The 18,500-nt window shown below is 62.8% G+C and carries 21 protein-coding genes; 13 read left to right on the forward strand and 8 right to left on the reverse strand.

What is annotated here, in order from left to right:
- Positions 1-11: 11 nt before the first annotated feature.
- Together I2I01_RS00570 and I2I01_RS00575 are read left to right on the forward strand one after the other, a co-directional pair.
- Positions 12-368 (forward strand): thioredoxin family protein, encoded by a 357-nt coding sequence (locus I2I01_RS00570; protein WP_196284481.1) that lies wholly within the window; start codon positions 12-14, stop codon positions 366-368.
- Between the two features lie 75 nt (positions 369-443).
- On the forward strand, positions 444-1,211 hold the full coding sequence (locus tag I2I01_RS00575) for a YdcF family protein (protein WP_196284482.1): 768 nt from the start codon (positions 444-446) through the stop codon (positions 1,209-1,211).
- A gap of 134 nt (positions 1,212-1,345) precedes the next feature.
- Here the strand turns inward: I2I01_RS00575 and I2I01_RS00580 are convergent, their stop codons facing one another.
- Positions 1,346-2,740, reverse strand: a complete 1,395-nt coding sequence (locus I2I01_RS00580; protein ID WP_196284483.1) for an NAD-dependent succinate-semialdehyde dehydrogenase — start codon at positions 2,738-2,740, stop codon at positions 1,346-1,348.
- Between the two features lie 201 nt (positions 2,741-2,941).
- On the opposite strand from I2I01_RS00580, the gene I2I01_RS00585 reads away from it, so the two are divergent.
- The 6 genes from I2I01_RS00585 (at position 2,942) to I2I01_RS00610 (ending at position 7,091) form a co-directional block, all read left to right on the forward strand.
- Positions 2,942-3,502 (forward strand): sigma-70 family RNA polymerase sigma factor, encoded by a 561-nt coding sequence (locus tag I2I01_RS00585; RefSeq protein WP_211537743.1) that lies wholly within the window; start codon positions 2,942-2,944, stop codon positions 3,500-3,502.
- Positions 3,503-3,509: 7 nt separating this feature from the next.
- Positions 3,510-4,418: an anti-sigma factor gene (locus I2I01_RS00590; RefSeq protein ID WP_196284484.1), complete on the forward strand. Its 909-nt coding sequence runs from the start codon at positions 3,510-3,512 to the stop codon at positions 4,416-4,418.
- A gap of 136 nt (positions 4,419-4,554) precedes the next feature.
- Positions 4,555-5,094: a heme NO-binding domain-containing protein gene (locus tag I2I01_RS00595; protein ID WP_196284485.1), complete on the forward strand. Its 540-nt coding sequence runs from the start codon at positions 4,555-4,557 to the stop codon at positions 5,092-5,094.
- 58 nt (positions 5,095-5,152) lie between these two features.
- Complete coding sequence (locus I2I01_RS00600; protein WP_196284486.1) at positions 5,153-5,485, forward strand: arsenosugar biosynthesis-associated peroxidase-like protein; 333 nt, start codon at positions 5,153-5,155, stop codon at positions 5,483-5,485.
- 43 nt (positions 5,486-5,528) lie between these two features.
- Positions 5,529-6,065, forward strand: coding sequence for a rhodanese-like domain-containing protein (locus tag I2I01_RS00605; RefSeq protein ID WP_196284487.1), 537 nt, complete (start codon positions 5,529-5,531; stop codon positions 6,063-6,065).
- Between the two features lie 132 nt (positions 6,066-6,197).
- Positions 6,198-7,091: a hypothetical protein gene (locus I2I01_RS00610; protein WP_196284488.1), complete on the forward strand. Its 894-nt coding sequence runs from the start codon at positions 6,198-6,200 to the stop codon at positions 7,089-7,091.
- Here the strand turns inward: I2I01_RS00610 and I2I01_RS00615 are convergent.
- The 3 genes from I2I01_RS00615 to I2I01_RS00625 form a co-directional block, all read right to left on the reverse strand.
- On the reverse strand, positions 7,054-8,418 hold the full coding sequence (locus tag I2I01_RS00615) for a glycosyltransferase 87 family protein (protein ID WP_196284489.1): 1,365 nt from the start codon (positions 8,416-8,418) through the stop codon (positions 7,054-7,056). The two genes, I2I01_RS00610 and I2I01_RS00615, sit on opposite strands and share 38 nt — an antisense overlap.
- Positions 8,408-9,865, reverse strand: coding sequence for a cellulose synthase family protein (locus tag I2I01_RS00620; RefSeq protein ID WP_196284490.1), 1,458 nt, complete (start codon positions 9,863-9,865; stop codon positions 8,408-8,410). The genes I2I01_RS00615 and I2I01_RS00620 overlap by 11 nt, the downstream gene beginning before the upstream one ends.
- A 174-nt stretch (positions 9,866-10,039) precedes the next feature.
- Positions 10,040-10,738 (reverse strand): glycosyltransferase family 2 protein, encoded by a 699-nt coding sequence (locus I2I01_RS00625; protein WP_196284491.1) that lies wholly within the window; start codon positions 10,736-10,738, stop codon positions 10,040-10,042.
- A gap of 137 nt (positions 10,739-10,875) precedes the next feature.
- Between I2I01_RS00625 and I2I01_RS00630 the strand changes: the two genes are divergently transcribed.
- Genes I2I01_RS00630 through I2I01_RS00640 form a run of 3 tightly spaced genes read left to right on the forward strand, consistent with a single transcriptional unit; the run spans position 10,876 to position 12,826 of the window.
- Positions 10,876-11,331 carry a peroxiredoxin gene (locus tag I2I01_RS00630; RefSeq protein WP_196284492.1) on the forward strand — a complete coding sequence of 152 codons (456 nt, stop codon included), beginning with the start codon at positions 10,876-10,878 and terminating at the stop codon, positions 11,329-11,331.
- A 9-nt stretch (positions 11,332-11,340) separates the two neighbouring features.
- Positions 11,341-11,796, forward strand: a complete 456-nt coding sequence (locus I2I01_RS00635; RefSeq protein ID WP_196284493.1) for an SRPBCC family protein — start codon at positions 11,341-11,343, stop codon at positions 11,794-11,796.
- 37 nt (positions 11,797-11,833) lie between these two features.
- The gene (locus I2I01_RS00640) at positions 11,834-12,826 is read left to right on the forward strand and encodes an alpha/beta fold hydrolase (RefSeq protein ID WP_196284494.1); all 993 of its coding nucleotides are present in this window, start codon (positions 11,834-11,836) and stop codon (positions 12,824-12,826) included.
- A gap of 10 nt (positions 12,827-12,836) precedes the next feature.
- Here the strand turns inward: I2I01_RS00640 and I2I01_RS00645 are convergent, their stop codons facing one another.
- The 4 genes from I2I01_RS00645 to I2I01_RS00660 form a co-directional block, all read right to left on the reverse strand.
- Positions 12,837-13,925 carry a formylglycine-generating enzyme family protein gene (locus I2I01_RS00645; protein WP_196284495.1) on the reverse strand — a complete coding sequence of 363 codons (1,089 nt, stop codon included), beginning with the start codon at positions 13,923-13,925 and terminating at the stop codon, positions 12,837-12,839.
- Positions 13,926-13,939: 14 nt separating this feature from the next.
- Positions 13,940-15,301, reverse strand: a complete 1,362-nt coding sequence (locus I2I01_RS00650) for a 4Fe-4S binding protein (RefSeq protein ID WP_196284496.1) — start codon at positions 15,299-15,301, stop codon at positions 13,940-13,942.
- A gap of 67 nt (positions 15,302-15,368) precedes the next feature.
- The gene (locus I2I01_RS00655; RefSeq protein WP_196284497.1) at positions 15,369-15,599 is read right to left on the reverse strand and encodes a hypothetical protein; all 231 of its coding nucleotides are present in this window, start codon (positions 15,597-15,599) and stop codon (positions 15,369-15,371) included.
- A gap of 25 nt (positions 15,600-15,624) precedes the next feature.
- The gene (locus I2I01_RS00660; RefSeq protein WP_211537744.1) at positions 15,625-16,956 is read right to left on the reverse strand and encodes an NAD(P)/FAD-dependent oxidoreductase; all 1,332 of its coding nucleotides are present in this window, start codon (positions 16,954-16,956) and stop codon (positions 15,625-15,627) included.
- 125 nt (positions 16,957-17,081) lie between these two features.
- Between I2I01_RS00660 and I2I01_RS00665 the strand changes: the two genes are divergently transcribed.
- Positions 17,082-17,513, forward strand: coding sequence for a hypothetical protein (locus I2I01_RS00665; RefSeq protein WP_196284498.1), 432 nt, complete (start codon positions 17,082-17,084; stop codon positions 17,511-17,513).
- Between the two features lie 254 nt (positions 17,514-17,767).
- A complete protein-coding gene (locus I2I01_RS00670; RefSeq protein ID WP_196284499.1) occupies positions 17,768-18,496 on the forward strand; it encodes a carboxypeptidase-like regulatory domain-containing protein in 729 nt (242 codons plus the stop codon).
- Positions 18,497-18,500: the final 4 nt, after the last annotated feature.

Below are 18,500 nucleotides of genomic sequence, written 5' to 3' on the forward strand. Positions count from 1 at the left end.
CCCTGTTTTCTATGACTGAAGAAGAACGCAAGCACGTGGTGGATACCGACGACGAGCACCTGCGGCGCCTCACGCACGAGCACATGAAGGTGTTTGCTAAGTTCACCTCCGAGAATTGCGCCATTTGCCAGGCCCTGGCCCCGCCCTTTGCTAAATTCGTGGACGCCCCCGGCAACGAAGGCATTCTCTTCGTGCGCCTTAATTCTGATGAGAACCCCGTGGCTAAGAAGCTGATGCAGGAAAAGGTGGCTCCCTTCTTCGTGAGCTATTGCCAGGGCCGCATGCTGGAGTGCGACAACCTCACCACCGAAGCTGCCGTGCAGGCTCAGCTGGCCCGGCTGCGGGCTTTCATGCCCCACACCGAATAGACTCGGTATCAGGAATTCCAAAATTTGCACTACTGCCCAAAGGTAGGCCGCCGCTCAGGCAGGCTACCTTTGGGCATGTTTTTTATCCTCTCCAAGCTCCTCGACCTCGTTTTACTACCCACCGTGTGGCTGCTGGTGCTGCTGCTCGGCGCCCTGGTGGCCCGGCAGCCACGCCGGAAGCGGCAGTGGCTGGTAGCAGCCGTTGCGCTCGCCCTGCTGGCCACCAATCCCGCCCTTACCAACGAGGCCCTGCTGGCCTGGGAGTTGCCGCCCGTGCCGCTAGCTGCCCTGCCCGCCCACGCCGATGCCGCCGTGCTGCTCACCGGCATCACCCAGGTCGACAAGTCGCCGCACGACCGGGCCTACCTCGGCAACGGGGCCGACCGTTTCACCAATGCGCTGTGGCTGTACCGGGCCCGGCGCGTGCGGCGCATCATCGTGTCGGGCGGCTCGGGCGCGGTGCTGGCCAAAGCCCACACCGAGGCTTCCGACCTGGCCACGCTGCTGCGCCTGGCCGGCGTACCCAATTCGGCCATCATCGTGGAAGACAGCAGCCGCAACACCCGCGAAAACGCACTCTATACCAAGCGACTATTGTCCCGCTACCCCGGCACCGATACGCTCATCCTGGTCACCTCGGCCTTCCACGAACGGCGGGCGCTGGGCTGCTTCCGCAAAGTGGGCCTGCAGCCCATAGCTTTCCCCGCGGGCTACCGTAGCACCGACCGCAGCTGGTCGCCCGGCTATTGGCTGGTGCCCAACCCCGGCGCTATGGAAAACCTGAGCTTGCTGGTGCACGAAGTAACGGGCTGGCTGACGTACAAGGTGATGGGATATTTGTAGAGAATGATTTATTTAATGGTGCACAGCCCAATGGGGCTGTCATCCTGAGCGCAGCGAAGGACCTTATCACGTTAGGATTAAAATTCATACGTGATAAGGTCCTTCGCTGCGCTCAGGATGACAGATATGCTGGATTACTCCGTCTTAGCCGTCGGCACAGCTTCCTTCCCAATCCAAACTGACTTCTGGTTCACAAACTCCCGGATGCCCAGGTAGGAAAGCTCCCGGCCATAGCCCGATTTCTTCACGCCGCCAAACGGCAGCTCCGGCATAGATTTCACCAACCCATTCACAAATACGGCACCGCTTTCAATCTGGCGGGCCATGGCCTCACCCTTTTTGGCGTTCTGGGTCCACACCGCGGCGCCCAGGCCGAAGCGCGAGTCATTGGCCAGGCGCACGGCATCATCGGCGTTTTTGGCTTCGAGCACCAAGGCTACGGGGCCAAAAAATTCTTCGCTGTAGGCGCGCTGCCCGGGTTTGACGTTGGATAAAATCATGGGTCGGAACAGGGCGGTGCCGGGCTTGGCCTGGCCGCCGTGCAGTTCCACTTTAGCGCCCTGGGCCACCGAGTCTTCTACCTGCTGGGTGAGCTCATCGGCCAGGTCGGGGCGGGCCAGGGGGCCATATTGGGTGGCCGGGTCCAGCGGGTCGCCGGGACGGAAGGCGAGGAGGTGGGTTTTCAGCTGGTTGAGAAAGTCTTTGAGCACCGGCTTTTCCACGATGAAGCGCTTGGCCGCAATGCAGCTCTGCCCGCTGTTTATCATGCGGCTCTGCGCGGCGGTTTTGGCGGCTAGCGCCACGTCGGCATCGGCCAGCACAATGAACGGGTCGGACCCGCCCAGCTCCAGCACCATTTTCTTGATGTGCTGCCCGGCCAGGGCGCCCACCGAGGCGCCCGCGCCTTCGCTGCCGGTGAGCGTGGCGGCCCGCACCCGGTCGTCGGCTAGCAGCTTCTCCACCTGGTCGGTCCCGATGAGCAGCGTGCGAAAGCAGGCCGGCGGCAGGCCCGCGTCGTGGAATATTTTTTCCAGCGCCAGGGCGCACTGCGGCACGTTGGAGGCGTGCTTAAGCAAACCCACGTTGCCGGCCATGAGGGCCGGGGCGGCGAAGCGCACCACCTGCCAGAGCGGAAAATTCCAGGGCATGATGGCCAGCACCACGCCCAGCGGCTGGTAGCTGATGAAGCTGCGGCCGGCGTCGGTTTCAATCAGCTCATCGGCCAGGAAGCCTTCGGCGCGCTCGGCGTAGAAGTCGCAGCAGGTGGCGCATTTTAGGGCTTCGGCGCGGCCGTCGGTCACGGGTTTGCCCATTTCCAGAGCCATGAGGCGGGCCAGCTCGTCTTGGCGCGCGCGCAGCAGGGCGGCGGCGCGGCGCAGGATGCCAGCCCGGTGCGCAAATGTGATGGTGCGCCATTCGGCCGCCGCGCGGTGCGCTTGGGCGAGGATGCGCTCGGTTTTAACCCAGCTAAAGGCTTTGAAGCGGCGCAGCACGCGGCCGGTGTGGGGGTTGAAGGATTCGATGGGCATAGGGGAAAAGGAATAGGGAATAAGGAACAGGACCCTTTCCCTGATTCCCTATCCCCGAGGTGGGGTGCCGTCTGAATAGCTCAACCCGGCAGCGGGCCGTTGGGTTACGTATACGGCGGCGGGCAATTGCAGGCACCGCCGTACTTTCGTGCGCCTTGCTGACGCCCGCGCTGGCTTCATTTCTCACTTTCAGTCACTCCCGTGTCGGATACATCTATTATCTCCCTGCCGCCCGCCGCCGAGGCGGAGCTCGTCCGGCGCCTGCAGGCGCGCGACGAATCGGCCATGACGCTGTTCTACGACCGATATTCGGCCGCGCTCTACGGCGTCATCTTCCGCATCGTGAAGGCCGAAGACGAGGCCGAGGACGTGTTGCAGGAAGCCCTGGTCAAAATATGGCACGCCTTTGCCAGCTACGACCCCAGCAAGGGCCGGCTTTTCACTTGGGTGCTAAATATTTGTCGAAATCTAAGCATCGACAAAATCCGCTCGCGGCAGCACCGCGTAGGTAGCCGCACTCAGGGACTGGACGACAGTCTCACGGCGCAACGCCAGGCAGCGCCCACAGAATTTCGCCCCGAGCACATTGGCCTCCAGGAAATTACTAAACAACTCGTTCCTGAACAACGGCAGATTATTGACCTGCTTTATTTCGAGGGCTTCACCCAAAGTGAGGTGGCGGAAGAGCTCAACATTCCCTTGGGCACGGTGAAGACGCGTGCCCGTACCGCCATCAAAGTTCTCAGCAAACTTATTCGCTAACTCAGTCGTGGAAAACATCCAAGAATATATTGAATCGGGCATTCTGGAGCAGTACGCTCTCGGAGAGCTTTCGCCGGCCGAGCAGGCCGCCGTGGAAGCCATGGCTGCCCGGCACCCGGCGGTTGGCGAAGAGTTGGCCCAGGTGCAGCAAGCCCTCGGGATTTATGCCGAAGCCCACGCCATCACGCCCCCGGCCGGCCTGCGCGAGCGGGTGCTTGGCAACGTAATGACCCAGATTGCCGCGCCCGCTACCACTGCCACCCCCAACAGCTCCTTGCGCGCCGACGTGGATGCCGTAGCCCAGGGCCCCCGAGCCACCGCGGCTCAGCCGACTCCTGGCGAAGCCGTGGTACGGCCCTTCACGCCTGCGGCCGAAGCGCCGGCACCGGCGCGCTCGATGTGGGCCATGGCGGCCTCGGTGGCCTTGCTGCTGAGCCTGGGCGTAAACGCCTTGCTGTATTCGCGCTGGAAAGACGCCAGCTCTGAGCTCGTGGCCTTGCAGAGCGAGCAGGCCCGTTTTGCCACCACCACGCAGGTGGTGCAGCGCCAGCTGGGCGAGCTGAAGCAGGAAAACCAGGTGCTGCGCTCCGACGAGTTCAAGGCCGTAGCGCTGGCGGGTACCAAAACCGCGCCTTCGGCCCATGCCCGCGTGCTGTTCAACCCGGCCACCCATAAGGTGTTTGTGGACGTGCGCAGCCTGCCTGCGCTGCCCGCCGGCAAGCAATACCAGCTGTGGGCCCTCGACAAAGGCAAGCCGATTGATGCCGGCGTGCTCACGGCTGCCACGGCCACCGGCCAGGGCCTGCAGTCAATGAAAGACATTGCCAGTGCCCAAACCTTTGCCATGACCGTGGAGCCCGAAGGCGGCAGTGTGAACCCTACGCTGAGCACCATGACGGTGGTGGGCAATATTTAACAACTAAACCTTGTGCGGGGCAAAGCGGTAAGCAGCTTGCCACCAGTCCCGCGCCGCTGCCTCGCCTTTACCGCCCGTTGGCCCGCCCGGCCGAGGGGCGGTAATTGCTTTAAATGCCTTTTAACATTCTGACCACATGCACGGAACCATCCTTACCTTGCTGAAGCGCTACGTGCAATCGCAATACGACCACAGCACCTGGGTGAAGCTCATGGAGCTTTCGGGGCTCGAAAACGTGGAGTTCGACCACAAAACGGTGTATCCCGACGCGCACGTGTATGCCCTGGTGGGCCACGCGGCCGAGATGACCGGCATCCCGGCCGGCGAGCTGCACGAAAAGTTTGGCGAATACCTCGTGCCTGACCTCATGTACATGTACCAAAAGCTGGTGAAGCCCGAGTGGAAAACCCTCGACATGCTGGAGCACACCGAGCTGACCATGCACAAGCAAGTGCGGGCCGAGCACGCCGAAAATGCTCCGCCCGTGCTCGACGTGACCCGCATCGGCCCCAACGAGTTGTACATCGACTACGTGTCGCCGCGCCGCATGGGCGGGCTGGCGGTGGGCATCGTACGGGGCCTGGCCACTTACTTCGACGAAGCCGACCGCATCGACGTGCTGCCTACCACCGCCGAGGACGGCCAGCGGGTGCGTATCCACGTGCGCCGCCGCTAGCCTGGGTTCGCCCCCTGATGTTTTTTGCTGTCAACATTTATCTCAACTCCCACTGCTCATGAGCTCTTACTACAACCCTGCCGACCTGGCCAAATTTGGTAAAATCAGCGACTGGCAGCCCGAAATGGGCCGCAAATTCTTCGATTATTACGGCGAGGTTTTCAAAGAGGGCGCGCTTTCGGAGCGCGAAAAATCCTTGATTGCGCTGGCCGTGGCCCACGTGGTGCAGTGCCCGTATTGCATCGACGCCTATACTTCCGACGCCCTGCAAAAAGGCGTGGACGAAGCCGAGATGATGGAAGCCGTGCATGTGGGCGCGGCCATCAAGGGCGGAGCCACGCTGGTGCACGCCACCATGATGATGAACAAAGCCAAAGAACTGTCGATGTAAGCCGGCGGGCGAGGCCGGCCCCCGCCTCGCCCGCCTTTTTGGTATGTATCTACCCCTGATTGCCTGTTCCTGCCTGTGCCTGGGCATGTTTGGCCTGAGCAGCTGCGGCTCCGGCGAAACCAGCCGCCCGGCCGGCTCGTCGTCGGCCTACGACCACATGCTGCGGCTGCTCTATAAGCACACGGTGCCCACGGTGGCCCCGGCCACGCTGGCGCATGAGCTGAGCGCGCCCACCGCGCCCTTGTTGCTCGACGCCCGCACTCCGGCCGAGTACGCCGTGAGCCACCTGCGCGGTGCCGAACTAGTGCCTTACGACTCGGTGCCCACCGCCGAGTTTCCGGGCGTGGACCGCCGCCGGCCCGTGGTGGTGTATTGCTCGGTGGGCTACCGCAGCGAACGGCTGGGCGACCGGCTGTGGGCGCTGGGGTTCGCCCACGTGCGCAACCTCTACGGCGGCCTTTTTGAGTGGGTGAACGAGGGCTACCCGGTGGAAAACGCAGCCGGCCCCACGGCAAACGTGCACCCGTACTCAGCCCTGTGGGGTGCCTGGCTGAAGCGTGGCCGGAAGGCTTACAAGTAGCCGCACCAATTGGATTTGGGTTGACGGCAATCTTGGTAGGGGCTATTCCTCGTATGGAACAGCATGCCGCGTCGCATTAAATTTTTTAATACGGACGGGCCGGTACCTTTACGGCGTATTCCAACTGCTCTTATGCCTCGTTCTCCTCTTCGAACTGCCCTGCTTCCGCTGCTACTGAGTGCGTCGCTGCTGGGCTGCAATACCCCCGAAAAAGAGCAGGCCAAAGGAAGAGCCCCCGCTTCGGCCCAGGCCCTTCAGGCCGTGCTGCCGTACTTCGACCAGGGCTGGGCCATGAACAAGCTGTGGGAAGACGGCCAGGCCGAAGTGGCCACCTACGCGGCCGAACGCATGATTTACAAGAAGAAGCGCGCGTTCGAGTACACCATGATTACGGTGAAGGAAGAATTCAACCAGCAGTACAACGTCAAGACCGACGACTACCAGCGGGATGATTTGTTTCCGGTGATGAAAATCAACCAGTTTTGCTCCATTCAGGCCGACGAGTACCCGTACCATTACCTCACATCGCTGTTTTTCCGGCGCGACCAACCGGTGGCGCTTTATAAGATGACCACCTCGTCGCAGGAGTGGTGCGGCAACACGTTCAAGTCCATCATCGACGACGGCGTGAACTTCGAAATGTGGTACCATTCGTACTGGGACGGGGAGGGCAGCAACAGCCGCGACCTGCGCCGCGACGTGTTTCTGGAAGACGCCCTTCCTTACACGCTGCGCAGCCTGAAGTTCGACCAAAAACCAGCATTCGACCTCACGGTGCTCGACCTGCAGCAAACCAACCGGGCCAAGCCCCCCGTGTATTACCAGGCCCACCTGACCACGGCCGAGGCCCCCGCCGACGCCCTCAACCCGGCCGCCTGGCGCGTAACCCTGCAGCTGGCGCCGGACAAGCAGAGTACCTACGTGTTTGCCAAGGAATACCCCAACATGCTGCTGCGCCAGGCCACCTGGGATGGCCGCACCCTGCAGCTTAAAGCGCACCGTCGGTACGCGTACTGGCCGAAGTAGCGCGCAGCTCCCAAACGAGCACTGCATACATACCGGCGTACTCCAGGGCCACCAGCCACAGGTTTTCGGTGTAGGCCGCCGTCTGGTAGGCGGCGTAGGAGAGAATGGCCAGCCCGCCCCACACCCGGGCAAAGCGGAAACGCGTGAGCGTGCTCAGGCCCAGCGGCAGTGTGAGGTACCAGGGGTGCACGGTGGTGGCCGCGGCGTAGTAGGCCGTGAGCATGAGCAACAGGGTGGGCGGCAACGAAGCCAGGTCCGGCCGCCGCTCGCGCCACGCCAGCGCGAGGCCCACGAGGCCACTTAGCACCGCCAGACTGGGGCCGATGATGGCAATTTGATTGTAGGTGGTGAGCCAGATGCCAATGGGCCGCAGCAGGTAGTAGAGGCTGGCGTTGAACTCGAAGTTGCGGAAGTAAAGCTTGAGGCTGCGGGCGATATTGACAAATAAATCAACCGATAAGAACGGGCCAAACAACAGTAGCGCCGTGCCCAGGCAGAGGGCGGTGTATGCCAGAAAGCGGCGCCCGCCCAGCCGCCGCACCAGCAGCGGCAGCACGAGCAGCGGCAGCAGCTTGGTGGCCACGCCCAGCCCTAGCGCCCCGGCCGAGGCCGCCCATTTTTGCCGGCTCAGCTGCCAGATGGCTAACAGAATGAAACCGAACACGAGGCCCTCAAAATGGAGGTTGCCGGTGAGTTCGACAATGACGAGCGGGTGCAGCAGGTAGCTGAGCGCGCGCCGGGCCGGCCAGCCCAGCGCCGGCAGCAGGGCCAGCAGCAGCCACGCCGTGCCAGCCTCGGCCGCCAGAATGACCACGCGAAGGCAGGCCGCAAAGCCTGCCTCGGAACTCGGAAACAGCCGGGCACTGGCGCCAAACACAAACTGGCAGATGGGCGGATACACCGAGTAGTAGTGGGGCGAGTTGAGCTGCCGGTACAGCTGCTGCAGCTCGGGCAGCACGGCGGCGCGAGCGCCTACGTCGGGCAGGGCGGCGCGGGCACCGTCGGCAATCAACTCGTCGGGCCGAAAGCGGAAGGGGTTCACGCCGTGGGCCACCAGCAGGCCATCCCAGCGGAAGCGGTACACATCGTCGGACAGGGCCGGCGCGGCGGGCAGCCACAGCAACCGAAAGGCCAGGGCGGCGGCCAGGCCCCAGCGCAGCGGCAATTGCGTGCGCAGCAGCCACCAATAGGCCAGTCCGGCCGCTGCAAACAGCCCCACCAGCTGCCCAAACTGCACCCGCGGCGTGGCATAGGCCAGGGCAGCGTAGGCTGCGCCCGACAGCAGCAGGGCCGCGCATTGCGAAAGCGAAGGAAGCTTAGCGGGCATGGCGCAGCGAGTAGTAAAAAACCGCTGCGAACCCCACTGTGAGCAAGGTGTGGAAGGGCAGCAGCCCGAAGTCATCAAAATAAAGGCCGGCACCGAGTCCAAAAGCGAAATACGCCGCCAGCAGTCCTTCCAGTGCCACCAGCGGGCCTACGCCGCCCGTGCGGTAGCGCCGGCGCCGGGCCACCGGGGCTGTGCCGGCCTTGGGCGTGCGCACGAAAGGCGTGCGGCGGCCCTGCCAGCCCAGCAGCACGGCCCGGGCATTGTGCAGCGCCAGCCCCATCGATACCGATAAAAACAGCAGAAAGAAAACCGGGTAGCGCCCCAGCGGCCGGTCGGGGTGGGCCCGCCGCCAGGCCGAATAGTAGTAGTAGATGAGTGGCGTGAACCCAAAAAGGAAAATGGACGCCAGCTGAAATACCACCTTGTACTCGGCAAACCGGGCCCGCACAAACACCAGCGGCACACTCAGCAGGGCCATGAGCATGATGACGACGTACACACTGCTGTTGAGCAGGTGGAAGCTGGCCTGCAGCTTCACGGCCAGTGGCTGCTGCGAGCGCCACACGGGGCCGAGATGCTTGTGGGCAGTTTCGGCGGCACCTTTGGTCCAGCGGAACTGCTGCGACTTGAGGGCGTCCATGGCGGCGGGCAGCTCGGCGGGGGCCACAATTTCGGGGCGGTACACGAAGCGCCAGCCGCGCAGCTGGGCGCGGTAGCTCAGGTCGAGGTCTTCGGTGAGGGTGTCGGTATGCCAGCCGCCGGCATCGTCGATGCAGGCGCGGCGCCACACCCCGCCCGTGCCGTTGAAATTGAGGAAATAGCCGGCAAAGGAGCGGCCCACCTGCTCGATGAGAAAGTGGGCATCGAGCCCGAAAGCCTGCAGGCGCGTGAGCAGCGACTCGTTCTCATTGAGGTGGCCCCAGCGGGTTTGCACCACACCCACCTGTTCATCCTGTAGGAAATAGGGAATGGTGCGCCGCAGAAAATCGGCTTCGGGCACGAAATCAGCGTCAAAAATGGCCACGTATTCTCCGTCGGTTTCTTCCAGGCCGTGGCGCAGAGCACCGGCCTTGTAGCCCTCGCGGTTGGGTCGGCGCACGTGGCTGATGCGCAGGCCACAGGCTGCATGGTGCTCCACGCGGGCAGCGGCAAGCGCCACGGTGGCGTCGGTGGAATCGTCGAGCACCTGAATGTGCAGTAGCTCAGTCGGATAATCGAGGGCGGCGGTGGCGTCGATGACGCGCTCCACCACGTTTTGCTCGTTGTAAAGCGGCAACTGCACCGTGACGCGCGGCCACGCGGCTGGCACCGGGGGGGGCGGAGTGGGCGGGGCCGCATACGCGCGCCGGCCCCGCCGCGTGAGCTGCCACTGTCCCAGGCTGAACCCCAGAATGAACAGCAGGCAAAGGCCGTAAACCGCCACAAGCAAAAGGGGCAGAACCGGCATCAGCAAAAAAGGAAGCGTTGGAAAAGCAATGTAAAAATGTCTGTCATCCTGAGCATTCTGCGCATCAAGCAGAGGACGCAGGACCTTCTCACGCCTGCGCCAATAATTAGGGTAGTGTTCAGCCGTGAGAATGTCCTTCGCTACACTCAGGATGACAGGCGTTGTCGTAGCGCATTACCAATACCGGAAAATGGTCCAGAGAATCTTGTAGCCGGCGCCCAGCGTGCCCCGCACCGTGCCCGACACCTTGCTGGTGCCGATGCGGCGGCGGTAACGCACCGGTACTTCAACCACGCGCAGGCCCTGGCGAAAGGCTTTCACCTGCATTTCCACCGTCCAGCCGTAGGTTTTATCTTCCATGCCGATGGCCTGCAGGGCCGTGGCGCGGATGGCGCGAAACGGCCCGAGGTCGGTGACGTTGCCCTTGTAGCGGAGATTGAGCAGGCGCGCCGCCAGCCAGTTGCCAAACCGCTGCTGGGGCAGCAGGGCACCTTTTTCACGTTCGCCCAGGGCCCGCGAGCCAATCACTAGGTCGGCGTCGCCGCGCAGGAGCGGGGCCAGAAGTTCGGGCATTTGTTCGGGGTAATCGGAATGGTCGCCGTCGAGAAATACGACGAGGTCGGGCCACTCGGATTGCGGCCGGCCGAAGGCGTGGGCCATGCCCGCCAGGCAGGCGTAGCCGTAGCCGGGGCGGGGCTCGCGCAGCACCGTGGCCCCGCAGGCCCGGGCAATGGCGCCGGTGTCGTCGGTCGAGTTGTTGTCGACCACGATGACTTCCTCCACCAGGCCGGCCGGTATTTCGCCGAGCACGAGGGCAATGGCACCGGCTTCGTTGTGAGCCGGAATAATGACGCTGACGCGGGGCTGGGGCATAGTCTGAAGAAGTGCAGCAAGTGGCAGAGCCAAACAAAAAAGGCCGGCTGCCACTATATGCACTGCAAAGATGCCGCCGCCGCCGGAAAGCGCACTGCACGGCCGCGCGCCTCGGCTTCCGTTTAACCCCGATTCTTATGCTTCAAGTAGGCCAACCTGCCCCCGACTTCACGCTTAAAACCACATCCGGCGCCCCTTTCCGCCTGTCTGACCAGCGCGGGCGCCACGTGGTACTATATTTCTACCCCAAAGACGACACGCCCGGCTGCACGGCCGAAGCCTGCTCGTTCCGCGACCAGTACGAGGACTTCAAAGACCTCGGCGCCGAAGTGGTGGGCGTGAGCTCCGACAGCGAGGCCTCGCACCAGAAGTTCACTCAGAAGCACCGCTTGCCCTTCGAACTGCTGGCCGATACCGACGGGCAGGTGCGCAAGCTCTACGAGGTGCCACGCGCCCTGCTGGGCCTGCTGCCCGGCCGCGTCACGTTTGTGATTGACAAAGAAGGTGTTATTCAATACATCTTCAACTCGCTGAGCGGGGCCACCGACCACGTCAGCAATGCGAAAAAGGTGCTGTCGGGGCTACCGGCATAGTCCAATCCGATGGCGCGCATCGAGTTGGAAACGTTGATACTGGCGCCGCCGGCCGCCTGCTACGCGCTGGCCCTCAACGTGCAGGCACACCTCGACTCGACCTTGCAAACCGGTGAGAAAGTGCTGGCTGGTCCCGCCAATGGCCAGCTGGCGCTGGGCGACGTGGTGACCTGGGAAGCCCGGCACCTGGGCTTCCGGCAGCGGCTCACAGTGCGCATCACGGCGGCCAGCCCGCCCCATCATTTTCGGGACGAGCTGGTACGCGGCGCATTCAAAACTCTGCGACACGACCATTATTTCGAGGCCGTGCCGGGTGGAACGATGATGCGCGACGTGTTTGAATTCTGCAGCCCGGCAGGCGTCGTGGGCCGTTGGTTCGACAGGCTATTCCTGACCCGCTACCTGAGTAATTTTTTACGGCTCCGGAATGCCATGTTGAAGCAGCAGCTTGAGCAGCGGCCTTAGCTTTTGCGTAAGCGTGGTTGTACCATTCTGCCTTTATATGCCTCGCTTTCTTTTGCTGTTTCTGCTGCCGTTGCTGCTGGCGACCACATGTGCTTCGGCCCAAACGGCACCGCTCAACGCCACGCTGGACGGCTATGATTACCCGTTTCCGGTCAAAACGCTGCCGCTCAAAATTGAGGGACAGGCACTACGCATGGCTTATATGGACGTGGCGCCCACCGCCAAAGCCAACGGCCGCACGGTGGTGCTGCTGCACGGCAAAAACTTCTTCGGCGCCTACTGGCGCGAAACCATTCGGACGCTAACCGCCGCGGGCTTTCGGGTGGTAGTACCCGACCAAATTGGCTTCGGCAAGTCTGACAAGGCCGATATTCACTATTCCTTTCATCAGCTGGCGCAGAACACCAAGCATTTGCTCGACACGCTGGGCGTGGCAAAAGCGGCCATTGTGGGCCACAGCATGGGCGGCATGCTGGCCACTCGCTTCGCGCTGATGTACCCGGAAGCCACCGAAAAACTGGTGCTCGAAAACTCCATTGGCCTGGAGGACTACCGCGTGGGCGTGCCCTTCCAGCCTGTGGCGCAGGCCGAAGCCACCGAGCGCAAAAGCACCGAGGCCAGCATCCGCAAATACCACGCGACGTACTACCCCAACGGCTACCCGGCCGCCCACGACCAGTGGCTGCTGCCCCTGGCCTCCCAAACGCGCAGCCCCGACTTTGCCAAAGTAGCCCGCGCCAATGCACTGACCTATGACATGATTTACCAGCAGCCCGTGAGCTACGAGTTCGGCCGGGTGGCCGTGCCGACGCTACTCATTATCGGCCAGGCCGACCGCACGGTGGTGGGCAAAGCCTTAATCAAAGACCCCAAAACGATGGCTCAAATGGGCCAATACCCCGCGTTAGGCCGCCGCACCGCCGCCCAAATCAAAGGCGCCAAGCTGGTGGAGCTACCCAACGTGGGCCACATTCCGCACCTGGAGGTGCCAGCGCAGTTTTACAAGGCGCTGCTGGCTTTTTTGGGTTGAGGCACCTGAACTATGGCAGAAAGGCTATATCGCACACGCAACGGAAGCCCACAGTCGGCGCCGGGCCGCTGAACACGCCACGGCTTGCGATGGTGCAGGCCACAAGGGGGTCGCGGTAGCTGCCGCCTTTGGTGATGCCGGTTTCCTGCACAAGCTCGGCCACGTTGCCAATCATGTGGTAAAGTCCAAAGGCATTCGGTAAAGTGCTATAGGTGTAATCCGGCGTAGCAGAGCGAAGAAAATAAGGCAGCTCGCGTTGGCAGTTGAACCAGACGAGCGAAGTGCCAGCCGCATTAAATTGGGCAATGTCCTGCGCAATCTGGTCGACGGCCACGGCAGACCCGGCGCGCTTTTGCAGATAAGCAGAGGCTTTGGGATTTACGTAAAGCCGCCTGCTTGTGCAGGGCGTGCCGTAGTTCCGGCTGACGAAATTGCCCGCGGCCCATTCCCATTCCTGCTCGGTGGGTAGCCGGTAGGTAAAGCGCTGATACTTGGCGCGAGGCAGATTGCCGCTGTTGTAGCGCTCGGTGACCGTGCGGCTGCGCCATTGGCAAAATCCTACTGCTTGCGCGTAGGATATGCCCACTACCGGAAAATGCTGGTAAAAGGAATTGGTGAAATAATCAGCAACCGGAAGCGCTGCTGTATGGGGGAGAAAGAATTGGTAAATTTCTTCCGCCGAATCGGTGTGAATGCAGTTTAAAAAGTGCTGCCACTCTTTGTTGGAAATCTCAACCTCGTCCATCTCAAAGTTTTTCCCGGTAATGAAAATGGTACCAGGCCCCGTGACCAGACGCTGGGCTTTCTCTTGCTTAGGCAGCGGAGGCAGCCGCTGAAAAGCCTGTTCGGCTGTATCCGGGCAGCTTTCATAGCGGAAGGCTCGCGTTTCATTGAAGCCTTTGGGGTAGCTCTCGAATACAAACGGCCGGTCCCAATACCGTTCCGTTGGATACAGCGGCAACGCCGAAACGGAGCTATAGGCGTTGGCCCTGCTGCTGTTGGGGCAAAGGCGGCTTACTCCCTTAAGAGAGTTGCACGAAGCCAGCACTGCTAAGACAAGGAAACAGAGCGACGATTTTGCAGCAGCATTCATGGTCATTATGTTGTGCATTATCAATCCAGTATCCGCAGCGAATCGGCGTGGATGAGCGGCGAGGCCTGGTAGCGCCCTTCGCGCGGGCCATTTTCCAGGTTGAGCACGCCGCGGGGGCAGGCGGTGCTGCACATGCCGCAGCCCACGCAGGCCGCCCGAATGATGGGCTCACCGCGCTGGGCGTACTGCTTCACGTCGATGCCCATTTCGCAGACGTTGGAGCAGTTGCCGCAGCTAATGCACTGCCCGCCGTTGGTGCTGATGCGGAAACGCGAGAAATGCTTTTGCAGCAGGCCCAGGTAGGCCGCCATGGGGCAGCCGAAACGGCACCACACCCGCGAACCCAGAATAGGGTAGAAGCCCACCCCCACCACGCCCGAGAACACCGCCCCGATGGCAAAGCCGTACCACTTGGCCGCCGCGCCGCCGGCTTCGCCCAGTAGCGTGCTGCCGGTGGCAAAATGCACCCACAGCAGCGCCGTGATGGCCACAATAATGGCCAGAATGGGGTAAATCAGGCGCACTTCCCAGCGCCAGGCAGCGCGGCTTTTGTCGGAGAGGTGGCGGTAGGGGTCGCCGGCCGTTTCGGCCAGTCCGCCGCAGCCGCACACCCAGGAGCAGTACCAGCGCTTGCCAAAAAAATACGTGAGCACCGGCGTGGCTAGAAACGACATCACCGCGCCCCAGAACACCATAAACACGCCCAGCCCCCCGTTTTTCAGCAACGAGGTTACCGTGCCGGGAAATAGGTAATCGTACTTGAGCGGCCAGAAGTAGCTGAAATAATACTCAGGCTGCTGAAAAAACTGGAGCAGCCCCGGCAGCAAAAACGCAAAGCCCAGCTGAAAAAACATCACCGAAGCGGTGCGGATGAGGTGGTAGCGCGAGTGCCGGTACTTCCACAGGGCCCGGGCGCCCATCAGCAGCACGGCCAGTGTGTAGAAGGTGCCGTAGAGGAACCACTGGTCGGCCGGCCGGCCGCGTAGGGCTTGGCTGAAGCCGTCGAGCGGGTGCACCAGGTGGTCGAGCAGCCCGAAGTGGCCGTGGCCGTCGTCGGCGCTGAACCAGTAGAGCACTACATAAAAGCCGGTGAGCGCCAGGCCCGTGGCCCAGGCCACGGCGCCCCGGCTGGTGCTGGCGCGGCGCCACAGGTTGTCGTGCTGCACCCCGGCCGGGTGGGTGCCGAATTTCAGCCAGCTCCAGGCCAGCGTGCCGCTGCCAATGAGCGCCAAGGCCGCCCAGAACCACAGCCGCTGGCGGCTGGCGTCGGCATCGGCCAGGGCCAGCAGCAGGGCCAGCAAGCCGCCAGCCACCGCCGCCAATGTGAGCTTCTCAGTGGCTGGAGTGGCGGGCAGAGGCGGGGCCGCGGGGGAAAAAGTCATGGGAATAGAAGAGAACAATCCTGAATGAAACGGTCAGCATGACGGTCGGATAGTTGTTCCATTCCAATCAATGATGGTGGTGATGGTGGCCGTCGTTGGGTTTGCCGAAGTAGTTGATGAGCGTGCCCAAGATGTAAAACACCGTCCAGCACACGTAAAGCCAATTGAAGCCCGCAGGAATGCGGCCCACAAAAAAGTAAAGAATCAGGTGGGCGCCGGCGCTCATCAGCAGGCCGGTGAGGGCGATGAACTGGAAGCTGTTGAGGGCCGATGGGCGGTATAGCTTGGAAAAATCCACAGGATAAGCAGGTTAAGCGGGAAATCTAAAACCGGGCAAACAGCCCCCTGCGCCGCGCCAGCGCCACCGGCTGCTGCGGAAACTGCCGGTTGAAGGCGGCCACGATGGCGGCCTCGTGTTGCGGCGCAAACTCCGCGTCAAAGTTAGCCGCCCCCAACCCGGCCAGCACCGCGGCTACCGGCGCCTGCTGCCGAATCCACTGCTCGCACACGGCCTGGCGCAGGCGCAGGCCCAGGGCATTGAAGCCTACCACAGCGTGCGGCGCCTCGGCCCGGAAGTAGACGCGGAAAGCCGCGCGGCTACCCAAATGTTCCCAGTAGAAGCTGTTCAGACCGGGGGTGGGGCCGGCCGGCGCCTGGCCGTAGGTTTGGTATTCGAGGTTGAAGAACTTGGCCGAATTGAACCACACGCCGCGCCGGTAGGGCGTGGGCTGCCCGCACAGGGTGTGGGCCACTGTTTCGCCCTGCATGCGGCCGGTGTACCAGAGCTGCTCGATGGGCACCTCGCCCGCGGCTGGCCGGCGGAACTGAGCGCAGTCGCCGGCGGCGTACACGTTGGGCACATTGGTGCGCAGCAACTCATCCACCAGAATGCCACGGTCGGTTTCCACGGCCGAGGTTTGGGCCAGCGTGAGGTTTGGCGCTACGCCGGTGGCAATGCCCACCCATTGGCAGGCGATTTCCTCGCCACGCGTGGTGCGCACGGCCCGCACCCGGCCGTGGGCATCGCCCAAAATCTCGGCCAGTTCGGTGTGGTAGCGCACCGGCACGCCGTTTTCCTCAAACTGAAGGTCAACCAGGTGTGCTTCCTCGGGCGGGAGCACCGAGGCCCAGTAGTGCCCGTCGCGCACCAGCACCACCGGCTCGATGCCGCGCGAATGCAGCATTTCGGCTAGCTCAACGCCAATGAGGCCGCCGCCCACCACCACGCCGCGCGCAATGCCGTGGGTGTCGCGCGCCATGGCTTCGAGGTCGGGCAGGCCGTACAGGCCCTGCACGCCGGCCAGATGCTGGCCGGGCCAGGCCGGGCGGCGGCTTTCGGAGCCGGTGGCGAGCAGCAGTTGGTCGTAGGCGAGGGTGGCGCCGTTGTCGAGGACGAGCAGGTTGTCGGCGGTGTGCAGGGCCGTGGCGGTGGCGTGCACCAGCTCCAGGCGGTTTTCAGCCCAAAACCAGTCTTCGTAAGGCTTGATGTCGGACGGGCGCAGGTGGCCCATGTACACGTACATCAGCGCGGTGCGGGCGTAGTGGTGGGCACTCTCGCCTTCCACCAGCGTGATGCGGGCATCGGGGCGCAGGCGCCGCACGGTGAGGGCGCACGTGACGCCGGTGATGCCGTTGCCTACAATGACCAGATGCATAATCGAAAAGCTGAAGCCGAAGCTGAAACCAAATGTAGCCCACGCGGCGCCGAACCGCTCAAAGGGAAACGGAATGCCGGGCCCTGCGTAAGCCCAGTTACTTTTCACCTCAAGCCTTTCAACCCATGATTCCCGACAACATTTCCGGCGACGGCACCGACCCCAATGAAGGCGAAAACGCCGGCATTACCGAAAACAAGAACTTCGTGAAAAACGAACAGCTGGAAAAGGAGAAGGAGTACCAGCAGGACCAGAGCAACAACAAAGCCAGCAGCGACCCCACCGCCGCGCGCTACACCGGCGCCAACGGCTACACCCAACGCGACAACCAGAAAGACCAGCTCGACAACCTGCACATTGGCGGCTCCGAAACCAGCCCGCAGGGCGGTAACAACCACACCAACGCCGGCGAGCAGGCCCAGGGCCCGGGCTTCGAGGCCGAGGGCAGCTACGAGCTCGACCACAACCTGCGCACCCGCGACCAAGAATTTGGCGAGAAAGCTCCCAGTGGCCCCGCCACCCCGGCCGGCAAAAACGAAACCATCAGCGACGACTAGGCGCGGACCTGGCCCAACGTAGCTGCCTCATTGCGGGGCCAGTGCACTTCCAGGCGGAAGGCGCTGGCCCCGCTTTTATTTGGTCCGATGGCGCACCCGGGCCCGTTACTTCCCCGATATATTCAAAAAAATAAGGGCTTGCTGCGCGATGCTGAGCTAAATCATTAACTTGCCGGGCATAACCAGGGCCGCCGGAATACCACGCGCGGCTGTTCTACTTCTTTCCCCACCCACTTTATTTAACGCAATTGCCGATGAATCCGGAAAATTTACCCAAAGCCGAAGAGCAGCCTTACGACCCCAACCTGGAGGCGCAGGACGAGGACGTGACCTCGGGCGGCAACAACCGCCTGACTTATATTCTGGTGGGCGTGATTCTGGCCTTGGTGGTGGGCTACGTCGCCCTGCCCAAGGGGCATGGCAGCGGCCTGTCTTCCGTCACGCCCTCTTTCATGCTCGATGATGCGGCCGTGACCGCCAAGGTTCCCACGGCAGAGGACAGCATTGCCGCTGGCCTCAAAGCCGCCCCGGCCGCCGACCAAGAAGACGCTTATGTAAGGGAGGAAAAAGCCGCCGCCAAGACCACCACAACCCGCCCGGCAAATTCCACAGCAACAGTGGCCGCGGCCCCTGTGGCCGCAGCGGCTCCAGCAGCTGCACCGGCTACTGCTCCTGTTGCAACTGCCGAAGCTCCGGCTCCGGCGCCCGCCGCGGCCCCGGCTGCGCCCGCGTCCGTCACCATGTCGGGCAAAATTGAAGACGAAAACGGCAAACCTCTGGTGGGCGCCACGGTGCTGCTGAAGGGCAGCAGCAAGGGCACCAGCACCGATGCCAATGGCAACTACAGCATGGAGGTGCCCGCTGGTAGCGACAACACGCTCATCTACGGCTACGGCGGCTACGAGGACCAGGAGGTGCACAGCCGCGGAAGCCAGCCTGTGGATGTAACCCTCACGCCCCGCGCCAAGAAGAAACGCCGCTAACCCC

Origin of the sequence: Hymenobacter properus (assembly GCF_015694735.1) — a bacterium.
In the GTDB taxonomy this organism is placed as follows: Bacteria; Bacteroidota; Bacteroidia; order Cytophagales; family Hymenobacteraceae; genus Hymenobacter; species Hymenobacter properus.

Bases quoted from the DNA above. Each gene is read 5' to 3' on its own strand.
- I2I01_RS00570 (WP_196284481.1), top strand. From the start codon at position 12: ATGACTGAAGAAGAACGCAAGCACGTGGTGGATACCGACGACGAGCAC.
- I2I01_RS00575 (WP_196284482.1), top strand. From the start codon at position 444: ATGTTTTTTATCCTCTCCAAGCTCCTCGACCTCGTTTTACTACCCACC.
- I2I01_RS00580 (WP_196284483.1), bottom strand. From the start codon at position 2,740: ATGCCCATCGAATCCTTCAACCCCCACACCGGCCGCGTGCTGCGCCGC.
- I2I01_RS00595 (WP_196284485.1), top strand. From the start codon at position 4,555: ATGCACGGAACCATCCTTACCTTGCTGAAGCGCTACGTGCAATCGCAA.
- I2I01_RS00600 (WP_196284486.1), top strand. From the start codon at position 5,153: ATGAGCTCTTACTACAACCCTGCCGACCTGGCCAAATTTGGTAAAATC.
- I2I01_RS00605 (WP_196284487.1), top strand. From the start codon at position 5,529: ATGTATCTACCCCTGATTGCCTGTTCCTGCCTGTGCCTGGGCATGTTT.
- I2I01_RS00610 (WP_196284488.1), top strand. From the start codon at position 6,198: ATGCCTCGTTCTCCTCTTCGAACTGCCCTGCTTCCGCTGCTACTGAGT.
- I2I01_RS00615 (WP_196284489.1), bottom strand. From the start codon at position 8,418: ATGCCCGCTAAGCTTCCTTCGCTTTCGCAATGCGCGGCCCTGCTGCTG.
- I2I01_RS00620 (WP_196284490.1), bottom strand. From the start codon at position 9,865: ATGCCGGTTCTGCCCCTTTTGCTTGTGGCGGTTTACGGCCTTTGCCTG.
- I2I01_RS00625 (WP_196284491.1), bottom strand. From the start codon at position 10,738: ATGCCCCAGCCCCGCGTCAGCGTCATTATTCCGGCTCACAACGAAGCC.
- I2I01_RS00630 (WP_196284492.1), top strand. From the start codon at position 10,876: ATGCTTCAAGTAGGCCAACCTGCCCCCGACTTCACGCTTAAAACCACA.
- I2I01_RS00635 (WP_196284493.1), top strand. From the start codon at position 11,341: ATGGCGCGCATCGAGTTGGAAACGTTGATACTGGCGCCGCCGGCCGCC.
- I2I01_RS00640 (WP_196284494.1), top strand. From the start codon at position 11,834: ATGCCTCGCTTTCTTTTGCTGTTTCTGCTGCCGTTGCTGCTGGCGACC.
- I2I01_RS00645 (WP_196284495.1), bottom strand. From the start codon at position 13,925: ATGACCATGAATGCTGCTGCAAAATCGTCGCTCTGTTTCCTTGTCTTA.
- I2I01_RS00650 (WP_196284496.1), bottom strand. From the start codon at position 15,301: ATGACTTTTTCCCCCGCGGCCCCGCCTCTGCCCGCCACTCCAGCCACT.
- I2I01_RS00660 (WP_211537744.1), bottom strand. From the start codon at position 16,956: ATGCATCTGGTCATTGTAGGCAACGGCATCACCGGCGTCACGTGCGCC.
- I2I01_RS00665 (WP_196284498.1), top strand. From the start codon at position 17,082: ATGATTCCCGACAACATTTCCGGCGACGGCACCGACCCCAATGAAGGC.
- I2I01_RS00670 (WP_196284499.1), top strand. From the start codon at position 17,768: ATGAATCCGGAAAATTTACCCAAAGCCGAAGAGCAGCCTTACGACCCC.